Annotated in this window: 27 protein-coding genes; 1 reads left to right on the top strand and 26 read right to left on the bottom strand. The window is 39.9% G+C overall.

Annotated features, from left to right (window positions below):
* Nucleotides 1–18: 18 nt before the first annotated feature.
* The 26 genes from Q0E08_RS06945 to Q0E08_RS06820 form a co-directional block, all read right to left on the bottom strand.
* Complete coding sequence (locus tag Q0E08_RS06945; protein ID WP_294778339.1) at nucleotides 19–1,026, bottom strand: M42 family metallopeptidase; 1,008 nt, start codon at nucleotides 1,024–1,026, stop codon at nucleotides 19–21.
* Nucleotides 1,019–2,035: a M42 family metallopeptidase gene (locus tag Q0E08_RS06940; protein ID WP_294778337.1), complete on the bottom strand. Its 1,017-nt coding sequence runs from the start codon at nucleotides 2,033–2,035 to the stop codon at nucleotides 1,019–1,021. The genes Q0E08_RS06945 and Q0E08_RS06940 overlap by 8 nt, the downstream gene beginning before the upstream one ends.
* Nucleotide 2,036: 1 nt before the next feature.
* Nucleotides 2,037–3,458 (bottom strand): UDP-N-acetylmuramoyl-L-alanine--D-glutamate ligase, encoded by a 1,422-nt coding sequence (murD, locus tag Q0E08_RS06935; RefSeq protein WP_294778335.1) that lies wholly within the window; start codon nucleotides 3,456–3,458, stop codon nucleotides 2,037–2,039.
* Nucleotides 3,459–3,479: 21 nt separating this feature from the next.
* Entirely contained in the window at nucleotides 3,480–4,316 is an 837-nt protein-coding gene (locus Q0E08_RS06930; RefSeq protein ID WP_294778333.1) for a hypothetical protein, read from the bottom strand.
* Nucleotide 4,317: 1 nt separating this feature from the next.
* Nucleotides 4,318–6,291 carry an NAD-dependent DNA ligase LigA gene (gene ligA / locus Q0E08_RS06925; RefSeq protein WP_294778331.1) on the bottom strand — a complete coding sequence of 658 codons (1,974 nt, stop codon included), beginning with the start codon at nucleotides 6,289–6,291 and terminating at the stop codon, nucleotides 4,318–4,320.
* Between the two features lie 127 nt (nucleotides 6,292–6,418).
* The gene (locus Q0E08_RS06920) at nucleotides 6,419–6,895 is read right to left on the bottom strand and encodes a hypothetical protein (protein ID WP_294778329.1); all 477 of its coding nucleotides are present in this window, start codon (nucleotides 6,893–6,895) and stop codon (nucleotides 6,419–6,421) included.
* Nucleotides 6,896–6,912: 17 nt separating this feature from the next.
* The gene (gene tyrS, locus Q0E08_RS06915) at nucleotides 6,913–8,136 is read right to left on the bottom strand and encodes a tyrosine--tRNA ligase (protein ID WP_294778327.1); all 1,224 of its coding nucleotides are present in this window, start codon (nucleotides 8,134–8,136) and stop codon (nucleotides 6,913–6,915) included.
* An 87-nt stretch (nucleotides 8,137–8,223) separates the two neighbouring features.
* Nucleotides 8,224–9,894 (bottom strand): DNA repair protein RecN, encoded by a 1,671-nt coding sequence (recN, locus tag Q0E08_RS06910; protein ID WP_294778324.1) that lies wholly within the window; start codon nucleotides 9,892–9,894, stop codon nucleotides 8,224–8,226.
* Nucleotides 9,887–10,339 (bottom strand): arginine repressor, encoded by a 453-nt coding sequence (gene argR / locus Q0E08_RS06905; protein WP_294778321.1) that lies wholly within the window; start codon nucleotides 10,337–10,339, stop codon nucleotides 9,887–9,889. Before argR ends, recN begins: the two co-directional genes overlap by 8 nt.
* Nucleotides 10,336–11,199, bottom strand: coding sequence for an NAD(+)/NADH kinase (locus Q0E08_RS06900; RefSeq protein ID WP_294778319.1), 864 nt, complete (start codon nucleotides 11,197–11,199; stop codon nucleotides 10,336–10,338). Before Q0E08_RS06900 ends, argR begins: the two co-directional genes overlap by 4 nt.
* Nucleotides 11,200–11,207: 8 nt before the next feature.
* Complete coding sequence (locus Q0E08_RS06895) at nucleotides 11,208–12,017, bottom strand: TlyA family RNA methyltransferase (RefSeq protein WP_294778317.1); 810 nt, start codon at nucleotides 12,015–12,017, stop codon at nucleotides 11,208–11,210.
* A gap of 2 nt (nucleotides 12,018–12,019) precedes the next feature.
* A complete protein-coding gene (gene dxs / locus Q0E08_RS06890; protein WP_294778315.1) occupies nucleotides 12,020–13,855 on the bottom strand; it encodes a 1-deoxy-D-xylulose-5-phosphate synthase in 1,836 nt (611 codons plus the stop codon).
* Nucleotides 13,856–13,885: 30 nt separating this feature from the next.
* Complete coding sequence (locus Q0E08_RS06885) at nucleotides 13,886–14,770, bottom strand: polyprenyl synthetase family protein (protein ID WP_294778312.1); 885 nt, start codon at nucleotides 14,768–14,770, stop codon at nucleotides 13,886–13,888.
* A gap of 2 nt (nucleotides 14,771–14,772) precedes the next feature.
* The gene (gene xseB / locus Q0E08_RS06880; protein WP_177665241.1) at nucleotides 14,773–14,967 is read right to left on the bottom strand and encodes an exodeoxyribonuclease VII small subunit; all 195 of its coding nucleotides are present in this window, start codon (nucleotides 14,965–14,967) and stop codon (nucleotides 14,773–14,775) included.
* Entirely contained in the window at nucleotides 14,957–16,159 is a 1,203-nt protein-coding gene (gene xseA / locus Q0E08_RS06875; RefSeq protein WP_294778309.1) for an exodeoxyribonuclease VII large subunit, read from the bottom strand. The genes xseB and xseA overlap by 11 nt, the downstream gene beginning before the upstream one ends.
* Complete coding sequence (locus tag Q0E08_RS06870) at nucleotides 16,159–17,073, bottom strand: peptidase M22 (RefSeq protein WP_294778307.1); 915 nt, start codon at nucleotides 17,071–17,073, stop codon at nucleotides 16,159–16,161. The genes xseA and Q0E08_RS06870 overlap by 1 nt, the downstream gene beginning before the upstream one ends.
* Nucleotides 17,073–17,456, bottom strand: coding sequence for a transcription antitermination factor NusB (gene nusB / locus Q0E08_RS06865; RefSeq protein WP_294778306.1), 384 nt, complete (start codon nucleotides 17,454–17,456; stop codon nucleotides 17,073–17,075). Before nusB ends, Q0E08_RS06870 begins: the two co-directional genes overlap by 1 nt.
* A 56-nt stretch (nucleotides 17,457–17,512) precedes the next feature.
* Nucleotides 17,513–17,905, bottom strand: a complete 393-nt coding sequence (locus Q0E08_RS06860) for an Asp23/Gls24 family envelope stress response protein (protein WP_294778304.1) — start codon at nucleotides 17,903–17,905, stop codon at nucleotides 17,513–17,515.
* 63 nt (nucleotides 17,906–17,968) lie between these two features.
* Entirely contained in the window at nucleotides 17,969–18,670 is a 702-nt protein-coding gene (locus tag Q0E08_RS06855; RefSeq protein WP_294778302.1) for a SpoIIIAH-like family protein, read from the bottom strand.
* 4 nt (nucleotides 18,671–18,674) lie between these two features.
* Nucleotides 18,675–19,193, bottom strand: coding sequence for a hypothetical protein (locus tag Q0E08_RS06850; protein WP_294778300.1), 519 nt, complete (start codon nucleotides 19,191–19,193; stop codon nucleotides 18,675–18,677).
* Nucleotides 19,183–19,611: a hypothetical protein gene (locus Q0E08_RS06845; protein WP_294778298.1), complete on the bottom strand. Its 429-nt coding sequence runs from the start codon at nucleotides 19,609–19,611 to the stop codon at nucleotides 19,183–19,185. The genes Q0E08_RS06850 and Q0E08_RS06845 overlap by 11 nt, the downstream gene beginning before the upstream one ends.
* Nucleotides 19,608–20,744 (bottom strand): hypothetical protein, encoded by a 1,137-nt coding sequence (locus Q0E08_RS06840; RefSeq protein ID WP_294778297.1) that lies wholly within the window; start codon nucleotides 20,742–20,744, stop codon nucleotides 19,608–19,610. Before Q0E08_RS06840 ends, Q0E08_RS06845 begins: the two co-directional genes overlap by 4 nt.
* Nucleotides 20,741–21,121, bottom strand: coding sequence for a stage III sporulation AC/AD family protein (locus Q0E08_RS06835; protein ID WP_294778296.1), 381 nt, complete (start codon nucleotides 21,119–21,121; stop codon nucleotides 20,741–20,743). The genes Q0E08_RS06840 and Q0E08_RS06835 overlap by 4 nt, the downstream gene beginning before the upstream one ends.
* Nucleotides 21,122–21,123: 2 nt before the next feature.
* Nucleotides 21,124–21,318: a stage III sporulation protein AC gene (gene spoIIIAC, locus Q0E08_RS06830; RefSeq protein ID WP_078768393.1), complete on the bottom strand. Its 195-nt coding sequence runs from the start codon at nucleotides 21,316–21,318 to the stop codon at nucleotides 21,124–21,126.
* 11 nt (nucleotides 21,319–21,329) lie between these two features.
* Complete coding sequence (locus Q0E08_RS06825; protein ID WP_294778294.1) at nucleotides 21,330–21,725, bottom strand: stage III sporulation protein AB; 396 nt, start codon at nucleotides 21,723–21,725, stop codon at nucleotides 21,330–21,332.
* Complete coding sequence (locus tag Q0E08_RS06820; RefSeq protein ID WP_294778292.1) at nucleotides 21,709–22,707, bottom strand: ATPase, T2SS/T4P/T4SS family; 999 nt, start codon at nucleotides 22,705–22,707, stop codon at nucleotides 21,709–21,711. The genes Q0E08_RS06825 and Q0E08_RS06820 overlap by 17 nt, the downstream gene beginning before the upstream one ends.
* A 129-nt stretch (nucleotides 22,708–22,836) precedes the next feature.
* Here Q0E08_RS06820 and Q0E08_RS06815 point away from each other — a divergent pair, with 129 nt between their 5' ends.
* Nucleotides 22,837–25,944, top strand: coding sequence for a YfhO family protein (locus Q0E08_RS06815; RefSeq protein WP_294778290.1), 3,108 nt, complete (start codon nucleotides 22,837–22,839; stop codon nucleotides 25,942–25,944).
* The last annotated feature ends 57 nt before the right edge of the window (nucleotides 25,945–26,001 follow it).

Raw genomic sequence — 26,001 nt, 5'->3', positions numbered from 1 at the left:
CAAGGCATACCTATCCGATTAATCGGTCAATTTAGGTAGCAACGCCTTTAGTAATCTCCTTGTTTCATCTATATCGGACGCTTTAACTACGCTTGCACCCGAGTGAATATAGCGAGTTGGGAGAGAAATTGCCATAACTCTTGCTCCGTCACCGCTTGTTTGAATTGCGCCTGCATCGTTTCCGCCTGCAACCGCTGTTTTTGTTTGAGCAGGAATATTGTTTTCCTTTGCAACGGCAAAGCCGAGTTCAAACAGTTTTCGGTCATAAATCGTACGATTGTCCATAAACGAAATTACAGGACCGTCACCGAGGACACAAACTCTGTTTGCACCGGATACGCCGTCCAAATCCGCCGCAGTTGTGGATTCGAGAACAATCGCAATATCCGCATCAACAGCATATGAAGTGCATTTTGAGCCACGAAGTCCGACTTCTTCCTGAACATTGAAGCAAAATACTGTGTCATATTCAAGTTCGCTTTTTATAAGTTCAATCATCAGCATACAACCTATACGGTCATCAAGTGCCTTTGCCTTGATATATCCGTTTCCGAGTTCAACATAATCGCAGTCAAAATATGCAAAATCGCCGAGTGAAACATATTGTTCTGCCTCGTCTTTTGAAGTTGCACCGATGTCGATAAGCAAATCATCAAAACTCGGACAGCTGCCCTTTTCATCGGAAGAAAGAAGATGAAAAGCCTTATCGCCGATTACGCCTTTAACAGCATTTTTGCCAACTGTAACAATTCGGTCAAGGCAAACTCTGCTGTCTATACCGCCGACAGAAGTAAAACGCAAATAGCCGTCATCGGTTATGCCTGTTACAATAAATCCGACCTCGTCCATATGGGCGTTGATGCTAATCCTTTGCGTAGGTGCTTTTTTGCCCTTTTTATACGCAATAATCGAACCCATATTGTCAACCGAATATTCACAATAATCTTTGATTTGAGTGATAATATAATCTCGCACCTTGCCCTCGTCACCCGAAGTGCCGTTAATGAGGCATAAATCCTTAAGCATTTACATCACCCACACTTTCCTTGATATATTCGCAAATCAAATCGGCTGTTGCTTCAACATCCTTTGTATCAACAATTTCAATCGGTGAGTGCATATATTTCTCAGGGATTGAAAGGAGCGAAGTTTTTATTCCGCACTGATTGATTGTAATCACATCGGCATTTGTGCCTGTGTGACCGCCGCCCATAACCTCGATTTGATGAGGAATGTTCTTAGCTTTTGCAATCTCCTGCATTTTGTTTGACATAGCGTTATCCAAAATCGGAGAAACACCAATCATAACACCCTTGCCGATTTCGCCGCATTCTGACTTTTTGCACATCGGAGTGTAGCCGAAAGACACATCAACAACAATCGCTTCGTCAACTTCTTTGCCGTAAGCAACGGTCTTTGCACCCCTTGTGCCGACTTCCTCCTGTGAAGAAAAGCAAACGGTTATCTTTGCATCAACATTCTTTAATTTTTCAACCGCAAGCAAGATTGAAGCAACACCGCTTCGGTCGTCAAGAACATTTGAGCAAACCTGTGTGCCGACAAGTTCATTGAAATTACGCTTGAATGTTACACGGTCGCCGAGAGAAATGATTTTCTCGGCTTCAGCCTTTGTCATACCGACATCAATTGCGATTTCGTCAATCTTTGGCGGTTTCTTCTCGCCTGATTTTTGAAGATGAGGAGGCAAGTTTGAAATAACGCCCCTAACCTCTTTTTTGCCCCACACTGAAACTTCGCTTGCAAGGAGCATACGCTCATCAATTCCGCCGCATTCATCAACCTTGATGAAGCCGTCATCGGTAATTGATTTAACGATAAATCCGATTTCGTCAAGATGAGCATCAAGCAAAAAGTGTTTTCCGTTGCCGAAGGTGCAAACAACATTGTTCATATCGTCAACCGTAACTTCACCGTATTGCCTGAGCATATCGGCAAGCAAAGTTGACACATTATTTTCCATACCGCTGACACCGACTGCCGATGTCAGTTTTTTCAATAGTTCAGTAGTATTCATATCAAAACTCATTAACCAATCTTTTAAATTCTCTGCCTCTGTATTCAAATGTTTTGAACTGGTCAAAAGCAGGACACGCTGGGCAAAGCGAAACTATGTCACCCGGCTGTGCCTTGGACTTGGCAACTTCAAGAGCCTCTGCCATAGTAGGCACTTTTTCAATTACGATACCGCTATCCTTATAATTCGGGTCGACAACAATCGTGTCGTAAATCTTATCTGCGGTTGCACCGTTGAGAACAAGAAGTTTAACATATTTTAGGATATACGGCACCATTTCGGACATATCATTTCCCTTGTCGCTTCCGCCCATAAGGACAATAATTTTTGTACCGAATGCCTTTAATCCGCTGATTACACGGCTTGGTGAAGTTGCGATAGAATCGTTATAATACTTTACTCCGTCAAACTCTCTGACAAACTCGATTCTATGCTCAACACCGCCAAAGGTCTGCGCAATATTTTTGATTGTGTCAACACCAACCATTCCCCAAACGGCAGAAATTGCAGTGCAATAATTTTCAAGATTGTGCATACCCGGAATGATGATATCCGACTTGTTCATAACAAGCGTTTTTTTGCCGTTTTCTGCATAATAAATATTGCCGTTTTCGTTCATATAAGCACCGTTTTCAACAGGATGCTTGATTGAAAATTCAAAGAGCTGTCCTCTTACATCATATCTCATATCGTGATAAACGCTGTTGCCGATTGAATAATCACAATCCGCATTGAGCACGGTGCGTTGCGAGGCGTTTTGATAAATCAAGACATTACGCTTTGCATCAACATATTCATCAAGGCTGATGTGGTGGTCCTGGTGTGTACATTCAATATTTGTCACAACCGCAACATCGGGCTTGTTTTTCATATTGCCCATTGTAAGAAGCTGGAACGATGAAAGCTCAACAACGGCTATATCGTCTTTTGTAATTTCGTCAAGGCACGGCATAAGAGCTTTGCCGATGTTTCCGCCAAGGAACACCTTGTAGCCCTCTGCTTCAAGCATTTTTGAAATGAGTGTTGTTGTGGTAGTTTTTCCGTTTGAGCCTGTCACCGCAAAAATCTTTGACGGGCAGTATTTGAAAAACACTTCCATTTCTGTTGTGACAGTTTGTCCTCTTTTGATACATTCGCCAATCCAAGGATTTTGGAACGGCAAAATTCCGTGAGAACGAAAAACAATGTCCATCTGCGGCAAAACATCAAGATAATGTTCTCCGAGAGAGAAATGAACGCCCAAACTTTCAAGACGCTTGCAAACATCCTCACCGATATATTTTTTATCTCGCATATCGCAAGCATAGGTTTCTATCCCGTTTTTTGCCAAAAATTCGGCACACGGAGTGTTTGCAACCCCCATACCCACAAATGCAACTTTTTTGCCTTTTATTGAATTTATATATTCTTCAGCCGGTGTCATAAAACCGCCTCCTTAAAATTATCAATGTGCATAAAATGTTCCTGCTTTAAAGTCTTTTATGTTAAATTCTTTCATATGTTCTTCAAGTTCTGCCTGAAACGGTAATTGCTCCTTGCCCTTGAATTCGTCCTTGATAGGAACTTCAACATTCATAGCGTAATTTGCAATCAACTGTTGACACTTTGTTGCTTTATTTCCGAGGAAATAACAGCGTGAAGTTGAAACCTCAACAACGGCATTTGCAATCTTGATTTGCTCTTTTCTACCGAGCGGAGTAATCATTTTTGACAGCGAAACGGCACCGTCATCGGCACGGTCGCAAATATAAAGCATAACAACATCCGCCTTGCGTTTTAGGTTGATTGATGTTAAATCATAAATTGCCGACTCTTGATAAGCAATCAAGTCGTATTTGTCAACTTCATCTTCTTTGAGAATATATATTATACTCTTGCCCTTTGTTGCACGGGCGGTGAATTCAAAATCATCAACAACAACCTTTTCGTCAACCGAAAAAGAATTGAGTCGCAAATTCTCAACAACAGCGTTGTAATAACTGTCTATATCCTTTTCCTGCCTTGCGGTGAAATAATATCCTGTGTCGGACAATTCATTTTCAACAGATTCAAGAAATTTATCGCTCTTGCCGTATTTTGAAAAATACAGGAACAAAACAGCCATACTCGCAACAACAAGAATATCGCTCAAATAAGCGGCAATCATAGTCACCGTTGCACCGAGTGATTTAGCCAAAACGGGCTCAACGCCGATATAAACAAAAAGGTAAACGGCTGTTACAATAACAACGGAGTTCATTATCTTTTTTAATCTTTTTTGCTTTTTTCTAAATTCTCTCATATTACTTAATCATTTCGTTAAATTCGTCTTCGTCAATCACAGGAACGCCGAAAGCCGCAGCTTTATCAAGCTTTGAGCCTCCCGCCTCGCCTGCAAGGACATAGGTTGTTTTTTTGCTGACGGATGATGAAGTTTTGCCGCCGAAAGATTCGATAATCTTTGAAGCTTCCGAGCGTTTATAGGTTGGCAATGTGCCGGTCAAAACAAAGGTCATACCGTCAAATCTCTTGTCAACAACAACAACAGTTTTGCTCTGCATATTCACACCGACTGCCTTTAACTCATTAACAAGTTCAATTGCGTTTTCGGTATGGAAAAAGTCATACACGGCATCAGCCATAATATCGCCGTATCCGTCTATATCAAGGATTGCTTCTCTTGAAGCGTTGATGATATTGTCGATATTTTTAAATTCATCAGCCAACAATTTTCCTGCCTTTGCGCCGATATGGCGAATACCAAAAGCGAAAATCAGTTTGCCCAAATCATTATTCTTGCTGTTTTCAACAGAAGCGATGATGTTGTTTGCACTTGTTTCCTTAAAGCCGTCCAACGAAGCGATTTTGTCTTTGTCAAGATGATAAATATCGGTTACTTTGGTTATCATACCCTCATTCACAAAAGTTTCAATAATACTCGGACCGAGCCCCTCAATATCCATCGCATCACGAGAACAGAAGTGAATCAAATTGCGAAGAAGCTGTGCCGGACATTCGGGATTGATACATCTGATATCAACCTCGCCGTTTTCTCTGATAACCTTTTCGTGGCAAGACGGGCAAGTATCGGGATAAACAAAACTGCCATCGCTATGCTTTTCATTCACACAAAGGACTTCCGGAATGATGTCACCTGCTTTTCTGACAGTGACAACATCGCCGATATTAACGCCCTTTTCGTTGATGAAATCCTGATTATGGAGCGTTGCCCTCGAAACTGTTGTTCCCGCAAGGTGAACAGGCTCAAGAACTGCTGTCGGAGTGAGTTTGCCTGTTCTGCCGACAGTGATTTCTATATCAATAATTTTTGTCTGCTTCTCCTCAGGCGGATATTTGAAAGCAACTGCCCATTTTGGAAATTTTGCGGTTGAACCCAAAATCTCTCTTTGAGCAAAATCATCAACCTTGATTACCGCACCGTCAATGTCAAATTCGAGGCTTCCTCGTCTTTCACCGATTTCCTCAACCTTTGAAAATGCAGTTTGAATATCGTCAACCCTCTCATAATAAGGAATTGTGTTGAAACCGAGTTTTTTGAGATAATCAAGGCTTTCCTTATGAGAATTAAGAGTTGCACCCTCAATTTGCTGAATATTGAAAACGAAAATATCAAGTCCACGCTCGGCGGCAACCCTGCTGTCCTTTTGACGGAGAGAGCCTGCGGCGGCATTTCGAGGATTTTTGAACGGCTTTTCGTCATTGATAAGCTGGCGGTCAACAACTCGTTCAAAACTCTTTTTAGGCATATAGACCTCGCCTCTGACCTCAATAAAAGGAACGGCAACATTGAGTTTGAGCGGAATGTTATGAATCACACGCAAATTGCCCGAAACATCCTCGCCGACATTTCCGTCTCCACGGGTTGAACCTCTTACAAACTCGCCGTTGACATATTCAAGGCTTACGGAAAGGCCGTCAATTTTCGGCTCAACAACATAGTGAACATCCGATACACTTTCTTTTACTCTACGGTCAAAATCAAAGATTTCCTCTTTTGAAAAAGCGTCCTGCAAACTTTCCATTCTGACAGTATGTTCAACGCTTTCAAAGGAATTATCCGCCTTGCCTCCGACTCTTTTTGTAGGAGAATCAACAGCGTCATACTGCGGATATTTTTCTTCTAACTCCTTAAGTTCACGCATCATCATATCGTACTCGTAATCCTCAATTTCAGGTGCGTCATCGTTATAATAACGATCGGAATGATAGCGAAGAGTTTTTCTTAATTCATCAATTTTTTGCTTGATATTTTCCATACAATCACCTTAAAGCAATAATTATAATTATTATAACATTATAAGGACATTTTATCAACCTACACGGCATAAAAAAATACCACTTCATTTCTGAAATGGTATTTAAAAAAATTATATTTATAAGACATTAATATCCATATTCATCATTGATATGTTTTTCATAATCGGAAACATCATTGCCTTTCAGTCTTTCAACCAAATAATCCGCAAAATCATATTTAACGGGAGAAACAATAATTTTTCCTTTAATTCCATCCCTTGTTCGGTAATTAAAGTAATATCCGCTTACACCGTTTGAAGTATGCATTTGATGAATCCAAGCATCCTCAACTTCACAATCATTAACAGTTATCTTTTTAAACGGTGACATAACATGAACAAAATAATTATCATAAATATAAATTTTGTTAAATAATGTTCTATAAACGCTCACAAGTAATACAACGGTAACAAAACAACCTAAAGCACCGACTGCGATAAACGCACCGTTATTTTTAAGATACATAAAAATTGCAAGACCGTCAAAAAACAAAGCGGCTAAAATAGCTACAATATTGTCCTTAAAGCCAAAAGAGATAGTATATTTATAATCATGTTCCGTCATAATTTACTCCTTGTGAATTATGCAAGTGTGAACTTGTGGAATACTTTTTTGCCTTTCTTAACAACGATACCGTTTGCGATGCCGTCCTTTGATACAGCAGTGAAAACATCGGTGATTTTTTCATCATTTACGCTGATACCGCCCTGCTGAATAAGGCGTCTGCCCTCGCCGTTTGACTTAATCATACCTGCCTTAATCATAAGAGAAAGAACAGTTACTTTGCCGTCCTCGAAATCTGCATCTTCAACAGTTGTTGTCGGCATATTGCTGTCATCTGAACCGCCTGCAAAAAGAGCCTTTGCCGCTGCTTGAGCCTTGTCTGCTTCTTCTTTGCCGTGAACAAGTTCTGTAAGAGAATAAGCAAGAACTTCTTTTGCCTTGTTAAGCTCTGCTCCCTCGAGTTTTGCATACTCGTTAATCTCGCTCATAGGGATGAATGTGAGAAGTTTCATACACTTGATAACATCTCCGTCATCAACATTTCTCCAATACTGGTAGAACTCATAAGGAGTTGTTTTTTCCGCATCAAGCCAAACAGCACCCTTTTGAGTTTTGCCCATCTTCTTACCCTCGGAGTTGGTGAGAAGTGTGATAGTCATAGCATTTGCTTCTTTGCCGAGCTTTCTGCGGATAAGTTCCATACCGCCAATCATATTGCTCCACTGGTCGTCACCGCCGAATTGAAGATTACAACCGTACTTTTGGTACAAAGCATAGAAGTCGTATGACTGCATAATCATATAGTTGAATTCAAGGAATGAAAGTCCCTTTTCCATTCTTTGCTTGTAGCACTCTGCGTTCAACATTCTGTTTACGCTGAAGCAAGCACCAACCTCACGAAGCACCTCAATATAGTTAAGGTCAAGAAGCCAATCGGCATTGTTAACCATCATAGCCTTGCCCTCGCCGAAGTCGATAAATCTTGACATCTGCTTTTTGAAACACTCGCAGTTGTGATTGATAGTTTCTTTTGTCATCATTTGACGCATATCGGTTCTGCCTGACGGGTCACCGATCATTGCAGTACCGCCACCGATAAGAGCGATAGGCTTGTTGCCTGCTTGCTGAAGTCGCTTCATAAGTGTAAGTGCCATAAAGTGACCGACATGAAGTGAATCGGCAGTTGGGTCAAAGCCGATATAGAATACTGCCTTACCGTTATTTACAAGCTCTCTGATATGTTCTTCATCTGTTACCTGAGCGATAAGTCCACGCTCAACGAGTTCTTCATAAACTCCCATTTATATATCCTCCAAAAAATAAAATTATCTATTATAAATCAAGCCGACAAAACAACACATGTGCCGTTTTTTACCTTTTGCTCCACATTAATTCCCATAATTATTAAGCAATTCCTCCGCTGATTTCAGCAATGATTCGGTAGCATTTATACCACCCATAATTCTTGCAAGTTCGTTCTTTCTGCCGTCATAATCAAGAACGGTGACATTGGTATATGTCCTATCGTTTTCAACATTCTTTTCAATAAGAAAATGACTGTCGGCAACAGAAGCAATCTGTGCGGAATGAGTGACGCAAATAACCTGTGTGAATGCACCGAGTTCTTTTAGTTTCAAGCCGATTTTTCTGCTTGCCTTACCGCTGACGCCTGTATCAATCTCGTCAAAAATCAGAGTGTCGATGCTGTCTTTTTGAGCAATAATACTCTTGATAGCAAGCATAATTCTTGAAAGTTCACCGCCCGAAGCGATTTTTGCAAGGGGCTTTGCCGTTTCGCCGACATTGGTTGCAATAAGGAATTCAATCTTATCCCAGCCGTTAGCCGACAAATTGCCCTTTTCAAACGAAGTTGTAAACTTGATTTTAGGCATATCCAAAAATTCAAGTTGTTTGCAAATTTCCGTTCCAAGCTTTTCAGCCGTCGATTTTCTCAAATCGGTAAGCTTTTGTGCAAGTGCAACGGTTTGATTAAAAATCTCGTCATACCGAACATTAAGTTTTTCAAGTTCTTCTTCCGAATTTTCAAATGCGGCACGCTTTTTAACAGCTTCATCAAGATAGTATAGCATATCTTGTTCGGTTTCGCCATACTTATTTGAAAAAGTATAATATAAATTGAGCCGTTCTTCTATTCTGTCAAGTTCTTCAGGTTCAAATTCAATGCTGTTAATCTTATCAAGCAGGGCATCTTTTACAACTTCAACGCTGTCGTTGAGTGCCTCTGCCTTGTCGTAAACAGCCTTTATATCGCTGTCAACATCCGACACCGTACCGAGTTCCTTAACAGCTGTTGAAAGCAAGGTTGAAATGCCGGAATAATCGTCACTGCCGTTGAATGCCGCCAAAGCGGAATTGAGCGACTGCAAAAGATTTTGCGAATTCAAAATAAGATTTTTGCGTTTTTTGAGCTCGTCCCATTCGCCGACCTTAATTTCGGCATCGGTAAGTTCCTTGATTTGATAATCAAGAAGTTCAATCTGTCTGTCACGCTCGTCTGCGTCCATAGTGAGAGCCTTTAACTGTTTTCTGACGGACAAAAGCTGTCTGAACGACTGCTTATATTCATCAAGAACGCCGTCAAGAGAGCCGTACATATCAACAAATTTGTAGTGATAATCGGCATTGAGGAGAGTTTGACTGTCGTGCTGACCGTGGATATTGACAAGAAGATTGCCAACCTCCTTAAGCATAGACACCGTGCAAACATTGCCGTTAATTCTGCAAGTCGATTTGCCCTGTGCGGAGATTTTTCTTGAAAGCATAAGAGTTCCGTCATCTTCGCACGGGAGGTCAAATTCATTAAGTTTTTGTTTTACTTCGCTGTTTATATCTTCAAAATACGCTGTTACAAAGGCGTTTTCGCTGCCTGCACGGACAAGTTCCTTTGAAGTGCGTTCACCCAAAATCGCATTAATCGAATCAACAACAATGGATTTACCTGCACCCGTTTCACCTGTAAGGACATTGAAGCCTTTTGAAAACTCTATATCCGCTTTTTCTATAACAGCTATATTTTCAATACTCAAGGTTTTAAGCATTTAACATAGTCCTCAATTTATTTGTAAAATAAGAAGCGGTTTCCTCGCTTCTGCAAAGAATAAAGATAGTATCGTCACCTGCGATTGTGCCGAGAATTTCATCAAGATTCATGGAATCAATAGCGGCACAAGCGGCATTTGCCATACCCGGAAAACACTTAATTACAACGGTGTTAAGTGCATAATCAATGCTTATGATGGTTTCGTTGAATATTCCGCCGGCTCTGTGATTGACATTTTCAATGCTCTTTTTACCGGTTGAATAAACATATCTGCCCTTAGGTGACAAATCCTTTACAAGTCTGAGTTCTTTTATATCACGGGAAATGGTTGCCTGCGTAACCTCAAAGCCGTAGCTGTTGAGCATATCCTGAAGTTCTTCCTGTGTTTCAACATCATTTTGGGAAATAAGCTCTATAATTTTTGCCTGTCTTCTTTTTTTCAAGGTAAAATTCTCCTTTCGAGCAATTTTTTATTGAGAATTTCGTAAAAATTATCGGGTTTAATCTTAATAAGTTTTGCAGAATACCGTGATTTTGAAATAGTTATTTTTGTTTCCTCGTCAACCGGTATGGATTCCTTGCCGTCAATAGAAAGATACGCATTATTGTTTCTGTCGTTTACAACGGAAATATCAAGAGTTTTATCCGGAGAAAAAACAATACTTCTGTTTATTAGCGAATGTGGACAAATAGGAGTTGCCACAACACAAGAATTATCCGGACTGACAACAGGTCCGCCTGCCGCCATTGAATAAGCGGTTGAACCTGTCGGAGTAGAAAAAATCATACCGTCTGCTCTGTTATCGGACACAAGCCTGCCCTCACACATAACGGAAATATCAATAAGTCTTGCCAAATCACCTCTTGAAATAACGGCATCGTTAAGGCATTGATATTCTTTTTGTTCACCGTTTTTATCGGTAACGACAGCGGTTATCATCATACGCTCTTCAACCTCGTATTCACCGGTTGAAAGGCATTTTAAAAGAGCGAGTTCATCTCGTTCAAGTCCGCTCATAAAGCCGAGTCTGCCTGCGTTTATTCCGAGCGTGAGTTTGTCATAAACTGCGGCGGATTTTGCAATGTTCAATGTTGTTCCGTCACCGCCTACGGCTATCATAACATCATTTCGTTTGATAAGCTCCTGCTGTTCGGCAAAAAGCGGCTTTGAAATATCTTCAATATCCTTATTACATTTTGCAACTTCAACTTCAAAGCCGAGTTCAAAAAGCACGGCAACTATTTGTTCGGTAAGCTTGCCGACATCCTTATTATATATATTCGGAAAAACCGCTATTTTCATATTTTCACCTACTTATCAAGTTCTGTATGTGACATATTTACAAGTTCTTTGGCGTTTACATTTTCGCTGACAATCGGGGTTGTCGACTTATTGAGATAAATCAAATATTCAATATTACCCTCGGGGCCTTTAATCGGAGAAAATTGAAGGCCCATAACGCTGAAACCGTTTTCAACGGCAAGATTTATTACATTTTCAACAACTTCCAAATGAACATTCAAATCCCTTACAACGCCTTTTTTACCTACCTTTTCCTTGCCTGCTTCAAACTGAGGCTTGATAAGGCAAACTGCCTGTCCGTCGGGAGCAAGGAGCGTATTCAAATTAGGCAAAATATGCTTGAGAGAAATAAACGAAACATCAACGGAAGCAAAATCTATCTCATCGGGAATTTGCTCACGGGTTGCATATCTGAAATTTGTGCGTTCCAAATTAACAACTCTTTCGTCTGTTCTCAGTTTCCACGCAAGCTGACCGTAACCTACATCAACGGAATACACCTTAACTGCACCGTTTTGGAGCATACAATCGGTAAAGCCGCCCGTTGAAGCACCTACATCCATACAAACCTTGCCCTCAAGAGTTATAGGGAATTCTTGCATAGCTTTTTCAAGCTTTAATCCTCCGCGGGAAACATACTGAAGTGTTTTACCTCTTACCTCGAGAACATCTCCCTCTTTAAGTTCAAAACCCGCCTTGTCAACTTTTTGATTGTTTACATATACTATACCTGCCATAATTATAGCCTTGGCTTTTTCCCTGCTTGGGGCATAACCCTGCTCAAATACGGCAACATCAAGTCTTGTTTTCTTTTGCATAATTAATCCTGATTTACTGTATTAATAATTGAATCTTTATCAAGTTTATATTTTTTCAACTGGCTTTCAACGCTCGCCTGCTTAATAAATTCATCCTCAACGCATATATGGCGGTATTTTGCCGACACATCGCTTTCGGCAAGCATTGAACCGAAGCACTCGCCTACTCCGCCCGACTTTATTCCCTCTTCAAAGAAATAAACATACTTTGTATTTTTAAGAAGTTCCGTTATGTTCGGGTTAATAGGTTTAATTTTATTTAGTTTTATCGCAAAGGTATTATCAAGTTCACCGAGGGCTTCATAAACATTAAGGAATTCTCTGCCGAAGCCGACAATACATTTTTCTGCCGAAGTGTCACCGAACACATCATAATCGGCACGCTCGTATGTATAGCCGTCAATGATTTTACCCTCGCCTCCTCGCGGATAGCGAATTGCGACGGCATGCTGTTCTCTGTATGCGGCTTGGTACATCATATCCCTCAGTTCGGCATATGATGACGGAGCAAATACGGTAAGATTAGGCACACTCATAAGATAAGCCGTATCAAATACGCCTTGATGACTTTCGCCGTCCTCACCGACAAAGCCTGCACGGTCTATGCCGAAAATAACCTTTAAATCCTGCATTGCAACATCATGCACAAGCTGGTCGTACGACCTTTGAAGAAATGTTGAATACACGGCAAAGAACGGAATCATACCGTTTTTTGCAAGGCCGGAAGAAAATGTAACGGCGTGTTCCTCTGCAATGCCGACATCAAAAAATTTTTCCGGGAACTTTTGGGAAAAATCCACAAGTCCCGTACCGGTGCTCATAGCCGCAGTGATTGCACAAATACGCTTGTCCTTGTTTGCAAGTTCACACAAATAATCACCGAACACGGCAGAATAGTTTGTACCTGATGAAAGCGGTTCGCCCGTTTCGATATTAAACTTACCGATACCGTGGAATTTTGACGGATACTTTTCGGCAAATTCATAGCCCTTACCTTTAAGTGTGTTGATATGAATAAGGACGCTGTGATTATGTGCCTTTGCAACGGTTAAAACATCAATAAGGCTTTCCATATCGTGACCGTCGATAGGTCCGTAATATCTAAAGCCCAAATCCTCAAACATTGTTGAGTGATAAAGCTTTTTTCTGATTTTTGAATTGGTCAAGGTAATAAACCTTTGAACCTGTGCACCGATTTTAGGCATTTTTGCAAGTGCACGCTGAACCTTTGACTTAAAGGTGAAATATTTTGGTGAAATGCGGATATGGTTAAGATTCTTTGCCATAGAGCCGACATTGTCGCTTATAGACATATTATTATCATTTAATATTACTATAAGATTGTTATGCTCATTGCCGGCATTGTTAAGTGCCTCGTAGGCAAGACCGCCTGTTAAAGCACCGTCACCGATAACGGCAATAACCTTGCCTTTGTCACCGTTCAATGTTTTAGCCTTTGCAAGACCGATAGCGGCAGAAATGGATGTGGAGGAATGGCCCGAAGAAAAAATATCGTGCTTACTTTCACACGGACGGGTAAATCCGCTTATACCGCCCTCGGTACGGAGGGTGGAAAACTTTTCTTTTCTGCCTGTAAGTATTTTATGTGTATAGCACTGATGACCGACATCGAATACAATCTGGTCACTCGGCGAATTAAAAACCTTATGAAGTGCAACCGTAAGTTCAACTGCACCGAGGTTTGACGCCAAATGGCCGCCGTTTTTAGATACGGTATCTATCATAACCTCTCTGATTTCGCCGCACAGTGCATCAAGTTCGTCTATATTAAGTTTTTTTATATCTTTGGGGGAATTAATATTCTCAAGATATGACATAAACTCAACTCTTTTCTGTCAGCGTAACGCTCAATTTTCTCTGGTGGTGAGATAATTTGACAGTGCCACCATAAATTCGTTATTATCAAACTTTTGCAGAATTTCAACTGCTGAAGCGGTAAGCGTTTCCACATCCTGCTGTGCCTTTTCGGCACCGACAAGAGTAACATAAGTTGTCTTGTCATTATCGGCATCGGAGCCAACATGCTTGCCGAGTTTTGCTTCATCTCCGTAAATATCAAGCAAATCATCCTTGATTTGAAATGCCGTACCGATAAGATAAGCATACTTTGAAGCAAGTGCTATTTTTTCTTCGTCTGCACCTGCGGCAATACAACCGAGCAAGCAAGCCGCAGAAATGAGAGCACCTGTTTTAAGCTTATGAACAGTCAAAATCTCTGACACGGTAGGGTCGCACGATTCGTACTTTAAGTCTATGACCTGACCGCCGATCATACCGCCGACACCTGCATTTTGTGCCAAAAGGCTGACAGCCGTGACATTTTTTGTATCGTCAAAATCCGCACCCGAACAGATTTCAAATGCATGAGTAAGAAGTGCGTCACCTGCCAAAAGTGCAGTTGCCTCGCCGTACATTTTATGACAGGACGGATTGCCTCTACGCATATCGTCATCATCCATACAAGGCAAGTCATCATGAATGAGCGAATAAGTATGTATATATTCGATTGCACAGGCATAAGCCATTGCTTTTTCGGCATCTCCGCCGCACATTTTGCAAAATTCAAGAACAAATACGGGTCTTAATCTTTTGCCGCCGTTGAGAAGCGAATATCTCATAGCTTTTACAACCTGAGCCTGACCGTCATTTGCCTTTGGTAAATATTCGGTTAAATGCTTTGAGACATCTTCGCTGTATTCTTCAAGTTTTTTCTTAACATCAACAGTAAACATTTTTACTCCTTATTAATCTCTGTAATCTTTGCTTTTGCGTTTTTGAGCTTATCGGCACAAAATGAAGTAAGCTTTGTGCCCTCTTCAAAAAGTGCCAACGCCTCATCAAGAGAAACTTCGTTTTTTTCAAGAATGCCGACAATTTCTTCAAGGCGGGAAATTGCCTGTTCATATGTGAGTTCTTTTTTAGTTGCCATTATTTTTAACCTCTGTAATTTCGGACACAAGCGTGCCGTTTTTAAATTTTGTTACAATACTGTCGCCGACATTTGCATTTGATACATCTGTCAAAACAATGCCGTCTTTTTCCGTTATGGTGTAACCTCTGCCTATAACGGCAAGAGGGCTGAGTGCATCAAGCATAGCGGCATTTTTCTTTAAATCAAACGCCTTGCTTTTGAGTATGGTTTCGTAATGCAATCTTATATTTTTTTCATAATTTTCGATAACCGAAGTTTGAAAATCAAACAGCTTGTCTATATCGGCAAGCGGTGATTTGTTCATAATATAATCAAGCCTTGCTTCCTCGCCCTGAACGATATTTTCTATATTTTTATCAAGCATCAGTTCGAGTCCCTGAAGATTGATATATTCGTTGTTAATATCGGGAACCGCAAGTTCTGCGGCGGCACTCGGAGTAGGTGCTCTGAGATCGGCAACAAAGTCGCAGATTGTAAAATCCGTTTCGTGGCCGACAGCGGAAATAATCGGAGTTTTGCAATTATATATGGCATCGGCAACTTCCTCGGTATTAAATGCCCACAAATCTTCGATTGAGCCGCCGCCCCTGCCGACAATAATTGTGTCAACGCCGAGTTTATCCAAAAATTTAACGGACGAAGCAATGTCCTTTGAAGCGGCTTCACCCTGAACGACGGTGGGAACAATAATTATCTCACACAGCGGATAGCGGCGTGAAATAACATTTTTTATATCCTCGACAGCCGCACCCATATTTGATGTGGCAACGCCGATTTTTTGCGGATACATCGGAATAGGCTTTTTAAGTTCTTCGTCAAAATAGCCTTTTTGTGCAAGCTTTGCTTTGAGTTGTTCAAAGGCAACAGCCAAATCACCTGCGCCCTTAGGCTGAATGTCACGAACATAAAGCTGATAAACACCGTCACGCTCATAAACGCCGATTTGACCGAAGCACACAACATTCATACCGTCTTTGGGAATAAATTTCAATTTATAATTATCGGTTGCAAACATAACGCATTTTAGCTGTGATGAGCTGTCTTTGAGCGTAAAATACATATGACCGCTTTGACGATAATGCTTAAAATTGGAAATTTCGCCCATTACATAAATGTTTTGTATAGGCGGAATTTCGTCAAAAAGCGACTTGATATATCTGTTGATTTGTGAAACGGTAAGAGTAGTCATTATCTGTTATCTTTCAAATACGCATAAATCGCCGTGCCTGCAGCGTTATCAAGCGAAAACTCGCTTGCGGCAAAATATGCGTTATATCTTTCGTTAATAATTTTGCGAAGCAAGGAATTTGATGCAACACCGCCTGAAAACACAACAGGCAAATCGCCGTACTTTTGCACAACTCCGCCGAGCATTGACGATACGGTTTCGGCAATGTAAGTAAGTACAAACTTGGCAACATCCTGTGCCGACTCGCCCTTGTCAATCATATTTCTTGCTTTATTCTCAACACCGCTCAACGAACAATCGCCGTCAAGCATAGTGGGTTTAATCTTATAATTCTTTTCGTTTTTTTGTGAAAGAGCGTCAAGTTCTTTGCCGCACGGAAAAGTCATACCGAGCATTACGCCTGTTCTGTCAACAGCCTGTCCTGCTTTTAAATCCGTACTTTGAGCAACAACGGTTGCCTTGATTATTTCTTCATCATCGGGCTCAACAATAAGTGCCTCGGTTGTGCCGCCGCTCAAATGAAATGCAATGAACCTTTGGTTAATCAGTTCAAGCATATCTGCCGAATAAAGTGCGGCAAGAATGTGCCCAACCTGATGCGAAGTTTTGTACATAGGCACAACATTCACACTTGAAAGCACGGTTGCAACATTTTCGCCAACCAAAAAGCACGGCATATAGCTGCCGTCAACATTACGAGGTCGGGTACTAACGCCCACGGCTTGCGGTACTTCAAACTCAAGTTCTTTGCACAGCTTCGGCATATTGACCGTATGCTGAAACACGGCATCGCTTTGACGAAGTCCTCTTTCACCGGGTTTTACGGTGAGCACCTGCTTAGCCTGACAAACGGTTTTGCCGTCATAAGTTGCAACAGAAGTTGTATAATTGCTTGTATCAAAGCCGATATACATTACTCTTCTCCCTTTGCAACAGAGCCTAAAACACCGTTGATGAACGAATAGTCGCCCTCGCCCGAATATTTCTTTGCAAGTTCAACAGCCTCGTTGATTGCAACACTTGCGGGAACATCGTCAACATACTTAATTTCGTAAATTGCAAGGCGAAGAATTGCAAGGTTAACCTTTGGAAGCCTGTTCGTTTTCCACCCTTTTGAATAGGCATTGATTATCTCATCAAGTTCTTCGATCTTTGAGTCTACGCCCTCAAAAAGTGCCTTGGCATAATTGCCGACCTTTGCCACATTTTCTTCATAAATGGCAAGAGTTTCCTCATTATTAAAAAGATTTTGAAACACAAGGCAAAAAGCCTGTTCTCTTTGTTCTGTTCTGCTCATATATTCTCCTACAAAAAAAGCCGACTCAAACAACACAATATCGAGTCGGCAACTTATTATTTTTCACTTGTTAAAGGTGCATTGGAGTCGCCGCTCTCCGGAAAATCAATGCCGGCAATAATTACATTAACCTTAGAAACTTCTTTGCCGGTCATATTAAGGATTGCCTCGTGTACATTACGCTGTACATTTTCGGACACAGCCTTGATTTTTTTGTTAGGAAGGAGATTGATATAGATGCTTATATCCATATCGTCGCCGTCCTGAGTGATACGCACGGGACTCATTACCTTAAGGCTTCCTTTTTTAATTGTGCCGACAACATCCATCGGCTTACTTGAAAAAGAACTTACGCCGTCAACATCCTTTGCGGCATTGATTGCGATTGATGAAATTGCTTCTTCGTTGATAATAAGGTTGCCTTTTTCGTTTGATCGTGTAATTTCCATATACATAACTCCTTTGGTGTTCATTATTATAACACATAAGGAATAAATATACAAGAGAATAATTTATTTATTATTAGATTGGATAATCGAAACATCCTCAAAACCGCACTGAAGCTGCGACATTGCAATATCTTTGATTTGAAGAATAGTGGTATCGTCAAGCGTTTCGCAATCAACCACAATATCCACACCCGAGCCGTCATCTTTAATTACGGCAATGCAATTATTGATTCCTTTTGCACAAACAAGAGTTTCAATTTTATTTTCGATTGTGATAAAATTGGATATTCTTGCAACATTTTCTGCGGCGGCTGTGCGTGCGGCTTCGGTTTCGGAGGTGTTGGAAATGACTGTTTGCAGCTTTTCAAGTGCCGTATCTCTTGCGGTGTTACGCTCCATACGAGCCTTTGTAAAATATGTATTTTCCTCGCTGACATCGGTTGTGGTTGCATCCACAAGTTCTGCCTTGCCGAGCGTTTTTTCAGTTGCCGAATCGATAATCGGCTGAATGGTGGAACTAACATCGGTGTTTTGATAATACCAATTACCTACAACACCGACACCCAAAATAAGCACAAATGCGGCAACGGCGGATATGTATTTTTTACGCTTTTTACGCTCTTTTTTATCCTCGGGATTGACAAGTTCAAGCGGTTCTTCGGCAGAATTGTTTTCGTTAAATTCCGACTCAAACTCCGCAAATTGTTCTTCTTCGGTTTTTACGCTTTGCTCTTCCGGATTGGTTTGTTCGTTTTTTCTTTTCATATAATCACCTATTAATTTTTGATACGCTGATTTTTGCCGACGATATGCCGAAAAGCGACGACACGGCAGAAATAACCTTTTCTTTTACATTTGCATTGTCTCCGCCCTGACAAACGACCGCAACGCCCATAACTTTTGGGAACGACTGTTTGATAAGAACGGGAGAATCGTTGTTGTTATCCTCATACAATACATATTCGCTCTTTTTGGAAATAGAACCGCTGTCGGTATTTTCATCCGTATTTTGAGCATAAAAATTTTCGTCTGTTTCCTGCAAGGTAATCATAACTTTGCATTTGCCGACGCCGTCAATCGAAGAAATAATGTTTTCCGTTTTTTCTTCAAGCGAACTAATATACTGTTGATAATCGGTGCTTTCAGACTTTCTTGCCGAAGTGCCCGACGGTAAAATCTCCGACAAAAGAATAAGCACAACACCGAATATGCATACAAAAACAAGAAGTTTTTCCTTATGCTTCATATTTTTAAAATTAGCGATGCAGTCTTTAATTTTATTCTCCAATATGAACCACCTCGGCATTGAGCGACAAATTGTCGTAAATAATTTTTTGAACAACGGAAGTATCATATTCATCGGCAACCGACACGATAATGCTTTCTATCTCAATTTCATTGTTTGAGTTGATTTTTGATGTGCAATTTACATTTGAGCCGGTTACATTATGCTCCGTAAGGCAGGATTTGATTTGATTTTCTACCATTTCATCATTTATACTGTATGTATTAATTTCTTCAAATTCAGGGATTTCAAGGTTAATTTTTGACTGTGTAAACGGATAAAGAAACGACAGAAAAATAAAAAGCGAGATTACTGTTTTATAAAACCTGCCCATACTTCCCTTTGGCGTTAAAAACGAAAAAACAACACACATCAAAACCGTTATGCAAACAAAGACGGTCCACTGTTTTACAAAATTCATCCGACACCTCCCGCCGCTATCAAAATGCCAAATGATATAACGGTTGTTACCATTGACAAAATAAGAATAACATTGATTAACAAAAGAGTATTAAGAAATGCGTTAAGAACCGCAGACACGGATTTGTCGCCGAAAACATCGGACACTATAACACACAATGTAAGCGAAATTCGCCACAGTACAACCTCAATTATCGACGGTAAAAATACTAAAACAACCGCCATAACTCCGACTATACCAACACTGCTTTTTATAAGCGACGAATAAGCCTGAATTGAAAGAAGCCCCTCGCTGATTGACGAGCCAATAACTGGCACAACGGAATTAATCGCAAAGCGGATTGAACGAAGTCCGAGCATATCCGCCCTGCCGGCAACCGCTGTTTTTACGGACAACACCGAAACGAAAACGCCCGACACAAACGATATACAAGTTGTAATAATTTTCTTGACAGAAGAAAGCAGCTTGTCTAAGTTAAGTTCGTATCTGAGTGAAGATGTTACACCGAGTGCAAGATAGCAATTAACAATCGGCATAAAAACATTTGATGAGATAAACGAAAGCCCCTGTGCAAGAATAAGAAGCGTTGTATTTGTTGAAAATCCGGTTGTTATGCCGCCCGACGCAACAACTATACTGCAAAAAACGGGTATAAATGCATAAACAAAATTTGAAGCAACGGATATAGCCATTGAAGCAAGCGACACGGTTGAAGTGAGTTTTACAAGAACAACGGTGGCAACAAGAAGTGCCGTTGCCGTGGAATAAATCATATTTACAGAATCGTCCGATTCAGCCTTTAAGCTTTGAAGAAATGCCGAAAGCAATATAAAAACCAAAACCGTAACGCTTGATTTTATCGGAAGTTCCGCCTTTTTTTGAAAAAGTGATTTAAGCAAATCAACTATATCGTTAAACGAAAGTCCGGTTATACTCTCATACGAAAAGTCAAGAACTCCGAGTTCATCAAGCATTTTGTATGTATCGGCGTCAAGTTCTTTTTCAAAAGACGACAAATCATAAGACGAAAGCGTTTTGTTATATTCTTCCTCGCTGTAATCCATTGAATAGGACGATACGGGAATAAGTAAAAACAATAACAAAGCACACAAAAAAATAACTGTCTTTTTCATTTAACAAGTCCCACAACCATAGAAATTACCGTTTCAAAAAGAGGCATAACAAGCGACAAAACGAGCACCTTTGCCGACACCTCGGTGAACGAGGCGAGTGCATTTTCGCCGTTATCTCTGCATATATCAACCGTAAACTGCGTAATGATGACAATACAAAGAACCTTGAGCATAAGTTTTACATACATAACGCCTGACGGTACAGAGGCAGAAAGGCTCATAAGAGAAGAAAAAAGTTCGCCGACCTTGTCCGATATTGTAAGAAACGAAAGTATGCCGCCTGCTACGGAAAGGATGAAAGCAAAGCTTTTGTTATGCTCCCTGACAACAAGACTGCACATCAAAACGCAAAACGATATTCCGAGTACCTTTGCCATAACTACAAATTAAAAAGAGATTTAACGGTTGAAAAAAGTTCTTTTATCTGCGGTATAAGCATCATAAGCACCACGATAACCCCTGCAAGGGTTGTAAGCATAGCCTGGTCATCACGCCCGGAACGCACCAACAAAGTATTGAGCACGGCGACAATTATACCGATTGCCGCAATTTTGAATATAAAATTGACTTCCATTTTTTACACCTCTAAATCAAAACTAAAGTAATTACAATTCCAATCGAAAATCCGAGGCTCAAATATATTTTTGCCTTTGACTTATACATCTCTTCATATTTACGCAAGGAAGACGACATATATTCCTTAAAAAATTCGATTTGTTTTATTTGATTATCTACATCATACTTGCCGAGCGAATAGAAAAAACTGCCTATTGCCCTATTTTCTTCCTGCGACAGCGGCGTTTTGGCAGACTGTTCAAAAATGAGCATATGTTGTCCGACATAATCGAGATTTTTAAACTTTGACGACTCAAACAAATCAAAAGCATAGGTTTGCTTCAGTTTGATTTCGGGCAAAATATAATTTGCAAGGTCAACGAGTTCACGGCAAACCTTGATTTTGGCTTTAATGTTTTCGGCCATATATATTCCCGTCATCAATGACGAAAGAATTATTATTACTGCACCTGCGAATTTCATTGAATATCTCCCGTGCGTCAAGAATTTTTGCCGAATAATTATCGTCAAGCAGAATGATTTTTTCAAATTCACCTGTTGAAAGCAAATCAGATATAAAAGGTTTTGTGTACAAATCCTGTTTTTTGCCGATATGAACGGACAACATAAATCTTACTCCGCAGGAAAAGCCGAAACGAATTTTGTCAAGTTCCTTTTGGGTTGCGATTTCGTCACAAACGATAACATCGGGCGACATTGTACGAATTGCATTTTCTATGCCCTTTGCCTTATTAATCCCGGTGATAACATCGGCATTGGCTCCGATTTTAAGAGTAAATTCATTGCCTACCTTACCGGCAAGCTCGTTGCGTTCGTCAACAATAACAACCTTTTTATATTCATTATTAAATCCGTCGGATATTTCCTTTGCCATATCACGAAGCAGAGTTGTTTTGCCCCCTGATGGCTTACCTGCAACTATTACACTGCAAACACCGTCGGCAAAAACCTTGTTCAATACTTCCCTGCTGCAACCCACGGCTTGCCTGGGTATACGAATATTAACCGAAGATATGTCTTTAACCGAAACAAGACTGTCATCCTCATATACGGCTGTTGAGCACACGCCCACACGAGAACCGTTTTCAAGTGTTATGTATCCGTTTTTAAGATTATTCATATTGCTGTAAATCGAATACGAACACAATCTGTTAAACATCTCATTAAATTCGGCAGAAGAAACCGTCAGAGTATTTTCAGAGAGTGAAATGCTAAGACTGCCCGAAGAATCAACAAACCTTGTCCCGTTATTAATTACAAACACAACAGGCATATTGCGTCTTATACGAATTTCCGTCAAAGCATTCTGCTGTGAAGCAGAAAGATTATCAAGTGCATTTACGACACTCGACGACAAATATTTTTTTACATAATCATAAACTTTCACATCATCACCCACATAAAACTATGTGCAAATGATAAAAATTATTACAAAGAAGTTAAAAATACAAAAAACGATTGAAGAACGCTTTTTAATATGTTAATATAATAAAAAAATATTTAATTTAGGTGCTTTATGGACATTACTAAATCCGGAAATATAATAAAAACAAACAAATATTTTAACGCTCAAACCGTATCATTCGGCTTTTTATACTGTATTGGATTTGTTATTCTGTTGATAATCAAGCAACTGCTTAAAGGAATTGGAATAAATGCGGGAATTGCCCTGCCTGTTTCTTTTATTGCGGTAATGCTTGGTTTATTTTTTTGCGAAAAAAAATTTGTTTTTTCAAGAAGCATAAAGTCAAGCAAAATAAGGCAAATATTAGCTTATATCTTCAGATGTGCGGTTGATTTAGGTTTTTTCAAAATTCTTGATTTTACTCTCAACGATATGCTTGGACTGAGCAAAATGTTGGTTTATATATTTTCTGCAATTCTGATATTTGTTTTTAATTTTTATTTTGACAAGCTGATTGTATTTGACAACGCCGAAAAGGCACAGTCAAACAGAGATGGCAAACTTTATAAATACTTTTTTTCAAACCGATTTATATTATTTTCAATGAGTTTGGCACTTATCGGAATACTGTTTGTATTTATGATATTCAAGTTGTTCCCGTTTGGTGACACCACGGTGTTGAGAATGGATTTGTACCATCAGTACGGTCCGCTTTTCGTTGAATTTTATGACAGAGTAACACATTTCAAGAGCTTTCTTTATTCATGGGAATCGGGCGGCGGTTCAAGCTTTTTGGGCAACTATTTCAACTATCTTTCAAGCCCGATTTCGTTTTTGATATTCCTTTTTGACAGAAATCAAGTCGGCTACGCAATTACAACCCTTGTAATTGTAAAAGGTGTTTTATCTGCCGGAACTTTCACATATTTTTTGAAAAAAAGCTTTAACACTCATTCTTATGCTTCCGCTTGTTTCGGTGTGTTTTATGCTTTTTCAGGATATTTTCTTGCATATTACTGGAATATTATGTGGATTGACGGAATGATTTGGCTTCCGCTTGTTGCACTCGGTATTGAAAAAATCATCAACGAAGGAAAGTGCAAAACATACATTCTATCGCTTTCGATTTTACTTTTCAGCAGTTACTACATCGGATATATGACATGTATTTTTTCGGTTATATATTTCTTTGTATATTACATTGCAAACAAAGAATTCTCGGACAAAATCAACATTTACAGCGAAAAGCAAAAGCCGTTAAAAACATTTTTTAACAACAGATTTGCAAACAGTGTGGTTAAATTCGGCTTGAGCTCGCTGTTTGTAGGCGTGCTTTGTGCGTGCTTTTTGATTCCGGTTTATTTTATACTTCAATCCTGTTCTGCAACTTCGGACAGCTTTCCGTCAACGGTTGAGCAAAACTTTAACCTGATTGATATGCTTTCCTCTCACCTTGCAGGACTTGAAACCACTATCCGTTCATCGGGCGATGATGTATTGCCTAATATTTACTGCGGTATTTTGCCGACAATACTTTTGCCTTTGTACCTTATCAACAGAAAAATCGGACTTAAAGAAAAGGCTGCTTATATTGTTATGCTTATATTCTTTATTGTAAGCTTTGACTGCAACATTCTCGACTTTATGTGGCATGCAATGCATTTGCCGAACGATCTGCCGTTTAGATATTCTTTCCTTTATGTATTTATTCTTTTAATTATGACATTCAGATGCTTAATGAAATTTAAAGGAATTGAATACAGGGATATTATGGCAACAGGCATACTGCTTATGTTTTTGGTGCTTTACTACCAAAAGAATCCGACAAACAAAATAAGCGGATTTACAATCTATGCCTCACTTATTTTCATAATGGTATGGACTCTTGTTTTGCTTGTGATAAAGAAAGAAAACTTTTCAAAATTCGTTATCGGAATTACAATAGCGTGTATGACATTTTGCGAAGTAATAGTTTCGGACAGCAAGTCCTACCTTTTCACCCAAGAGCAGACGCCGTATGTTGAAAAAATGGACACAATGAGTGAAGCCGTAAATTATTTGAAAGAAAAGGACAACGGCTTTTACAGAACAGAACTGACATATCTTAACACCCGTATGGACCCGTGCATGTACAACTACAACGGTATGTCGGTATTTTCATCAATGGCATACGAGGATTACAGCCAAAGTCAGTACAGCCTCGGTATGTTCGGCAACAGAATAAACTCGTACACATACAACACTCAAACACCCGTGTACAATATGATGTACGGCATTAAATATTTAATTAAAGATTCAAGCAGTTTGGATTTGTCGGAAAATTATTACGAAAAAATCTACACAACCAAAGACAAAGACAAAACTCCGATTTATCAAAACAAATATTCGCTTCCTATTGCATTCGTTACTTCAAAAACGGTAGGAGATTGGGACAACAGCGAGGGCAATCCGTTTGATGTTCAGGAGGATTTGATTGACAAAGCAACAGGTGTGAGCAATGTTTTTGTTCCCGTTGAATACACTCAAACAAACAGTTACAGTTCAGTATGCGAGGATGTAACCGAAAACGGAACATACTTTGTTGATTCAATCGAGGAAAACTCGGGCGGAAGCGTTGACATAACCTTTAAATCGGTTAAAAACGGAAATGTTTATGTTTATATTGACTCAAGCGAAATAGAAAATGTCAACTACTATTGGAACGAAGGAATAAATACCACATATCAAAGCATTACAGAGCCGTATATTCTTGACCTCGGCTATCATAATGCAGGTGATGAAATAAAGGCGGCAATTGACCTCAACGGAGTTACTTCAGGCAGTGCGTCATTCAGCATTTACGCCTACAACATTGATGACACGGTACTTCAATCGGCATACGAAATGCTCTCACTCGGTCAATTAGAAGTAACAAAGCACAGCGACACAAAAATTGAAGGAACAATCAATGCAGGATATGACGGATATTTATACACATCCATTCCGTACGATGAGGGATGGAGCGTTTATATCGACGGTCAAAAGGTAAAAACATTTGACATAGGAGATTGTCAACTCGCAACCGCAATCAAGCACGGCAAACACGATGTTAAAATAATTTATTCTCCTAAGAGTCTTGCATACGGCTTAACAATATCGGCTTGCGGCTGGGTAGGTATATTCGGTTACGGATTGCTTAGAAGAATTAAAAAAGCCAAAGTAATTCCTAAGAAGTCATAATTCAGCGTAATTTGTTGATTATATATAAAAATTCATTGTGCCTCAAGATAAATATTT

The organism is uncultured Eubacterium sp. (assembly GCF_934561735.1).
GTDB lineage: Bacteria > Bacillota > Clostridia > Oscillospirales > Acutalibacteraceae > Eubacterium_R.
This window is presented reverse-complemented; position numbering and strand designations above follow the sequence as displayed.

What these genes read in the sequence shown, in the direction of transcription:
- Q0E08_RS06945 (WP_294778339.1), bottom strand. Translation starts at nt 1,026, where the DNA reads ATGCTTAAGGATTTATGCCTCATTAACGGCACTTCGGGTGACGAGGGC.
- Q0E08_RS06940 (WP_294778337.1), bottom strand. Translation starts at nt 2,035, where the DNA reads ATGAATACTACTGAACTATTGAAAAAACTGACATCGGCAGTCGGTGTC.
- murD (WP_294778335.1), bottom strand. Translation starts at nt 3,458, where the DNA reads ATGACACCGGCTGAAGAATATATAAATTCAATAAAAGGCAAAAAAGTT.
- Q0E08_RS06930 (WP_294778333.1), bottom strand. Translation starts at nt 4,316, where the DNA reads ATGAGAGAATTTAGAAAAAAGCAAAAAAGATTAAAAAAGATAATGAAC.
- ligA (WP_294778331.1), bottom strand. Translation starts at nt 6,291, where the DNA reads ATGGAAAATATCAAGCAAAAAATTGATGAATTAAGAAAAACTCTTCGC.
- Q0E08_RS06920 (WP_294778329.1), bottom strand. Translation starts at nt 6,895, where the DNA reads ATGACGGAACATGATTATAAATATACTATCTCTTTTGGCTTTAAGGAC.
- tyrS (WP_294778327.1), bottom strand. Translation starts at nt 8,136, where the DNA reads ATGGGAGTTTATGAAGAACTCGTTGAGCGTGGACTTATCGCTCAGGTA.
- recN (WP_294778324.1), bottom strand. Translation starts at nt 9,894, where the DNA reads ATGCTTAAAACCTTGAGTATTGAAAATATAGCTGTTATAGAAAAAGCG.
- Q0E08_RS06900 (WP_294778319.1), bottom strand. Translation starts at nt 11,199, where the DNA reads ATGAAAATAGCGGTTTTTCCGAATATATATAATAAGGATGTCGGCAAG.
- Q0E08_RS06895 (WP_294778317.1), bottom strand. Translation starts at nt 12,017, where the DNA reads ATGCAAAAGAAAACAAGACTTGATGTTGCCGTATTTGAGCAGGGTTAT.
- dxs (WP_294778315.1), bottom strand. Translation starts at nt 13,855, where the DNA reads ATGTCATATCTTGAGAATATTAATTCCCCCAAAGATATAAAAAAACTT.
- Q0E08_RS06885 (WP_294778312.1), bottom strand. Translation starts at nt 14,770, where the DNA reads ATGTTTACTGTTGATGTTAAGAAAAAACTTGAAGAATACAGCGAAGAT.
- xseB (WP_177665241.1), bottom strand. Translation starts at nt 14,967, where the DNA reads ATGGCAACTAAAAAAGAACTCACATATGAACAGGCAATTTCCCGCCTT.
- xseA (WP_294778309.1), bottom strand. Translation starts at nt 16,159, where the DNA reads ATGACTACTCTTACCGTTTCACAAATCAACAGATATATCAAGTCGCTT.
- Q0E08_RS06870 (WP_294778307.1), bottom strand. Translation starts at nt 17,073, where the DNA reads ATGTATATCGGCTTTGATACAAGCAATTATACAACTTCTGTTGCAACT.
- nusB (WP_294778306.1), bottom strand. Translation starts at nt 17,456, where the DNA reads ATGAGCAGAACAGAACAAAGAGAACAGGCTTTTTGCCTTGTGTTTCAA.
- Q0E08_RS06860 (WP_294778304.1), bottom strand. Translation starts at nt 17,905, where the DNA reads ATGGAAATTACACGATCAAACGAAAAAGGCAACCTTATTATCAACGAA.
- Q0E08_RS06855 (WP_294778302.1), bottom strand. Translation starts at nt 18,670, where the DNA reads ATGAAAAGAAAAAACGAACAAACCAATCCGGAAGAGCAAAGCGTAAAA.
- Q0E08_RS06845 (WP_294778298.1), bottom strand. Translation starts at nt 19,611, where the DNA reads ATGAATTTTGTAAAACAGTGGACCGTCTTTGTTTGCATAACGGTTTTG.
- Q0E08_RS06840 (WP_294778297.1), bottom strand. Translation starts at nt 20,744, where the DNA reads ATGAAAAAGACAGTTATTTTTTTGTGTGCTTTGTTATTGTTTTTACTT.
- Q0E08_RS06835 (WP_294778296.1), bottom strand. Translation starts at nt 21,121, where the DNA reads ATGGCAAAGGTACTCGGAATATCGTTTTGCGTTTTGATGTGCAGTCTT.
- spoIIIAC (WP_078768393.1), bottom strand. Translation starts at nt 21,318, where the DNA reads ATGGAAGTCAATTTTATATTCAAAATTGCGGCAATCGGTATAATTGTC.
- Q0E08_RS06825 (WP_294778294.1), bottom strand. Translation starts at nt 21,725, where the DNA reads ATGGCCGAAAACATTAAAGCCAAAATCAAGGTTTGCCGTGAACTCGTT.
- Q0E08_RS06815 (WP_294778290.1), top strand. Translation starts at nt 22,837, where the DNA reads ATGGACATTACTAAATCCGGAAATATAATAAAAACAAACAAATATTTT.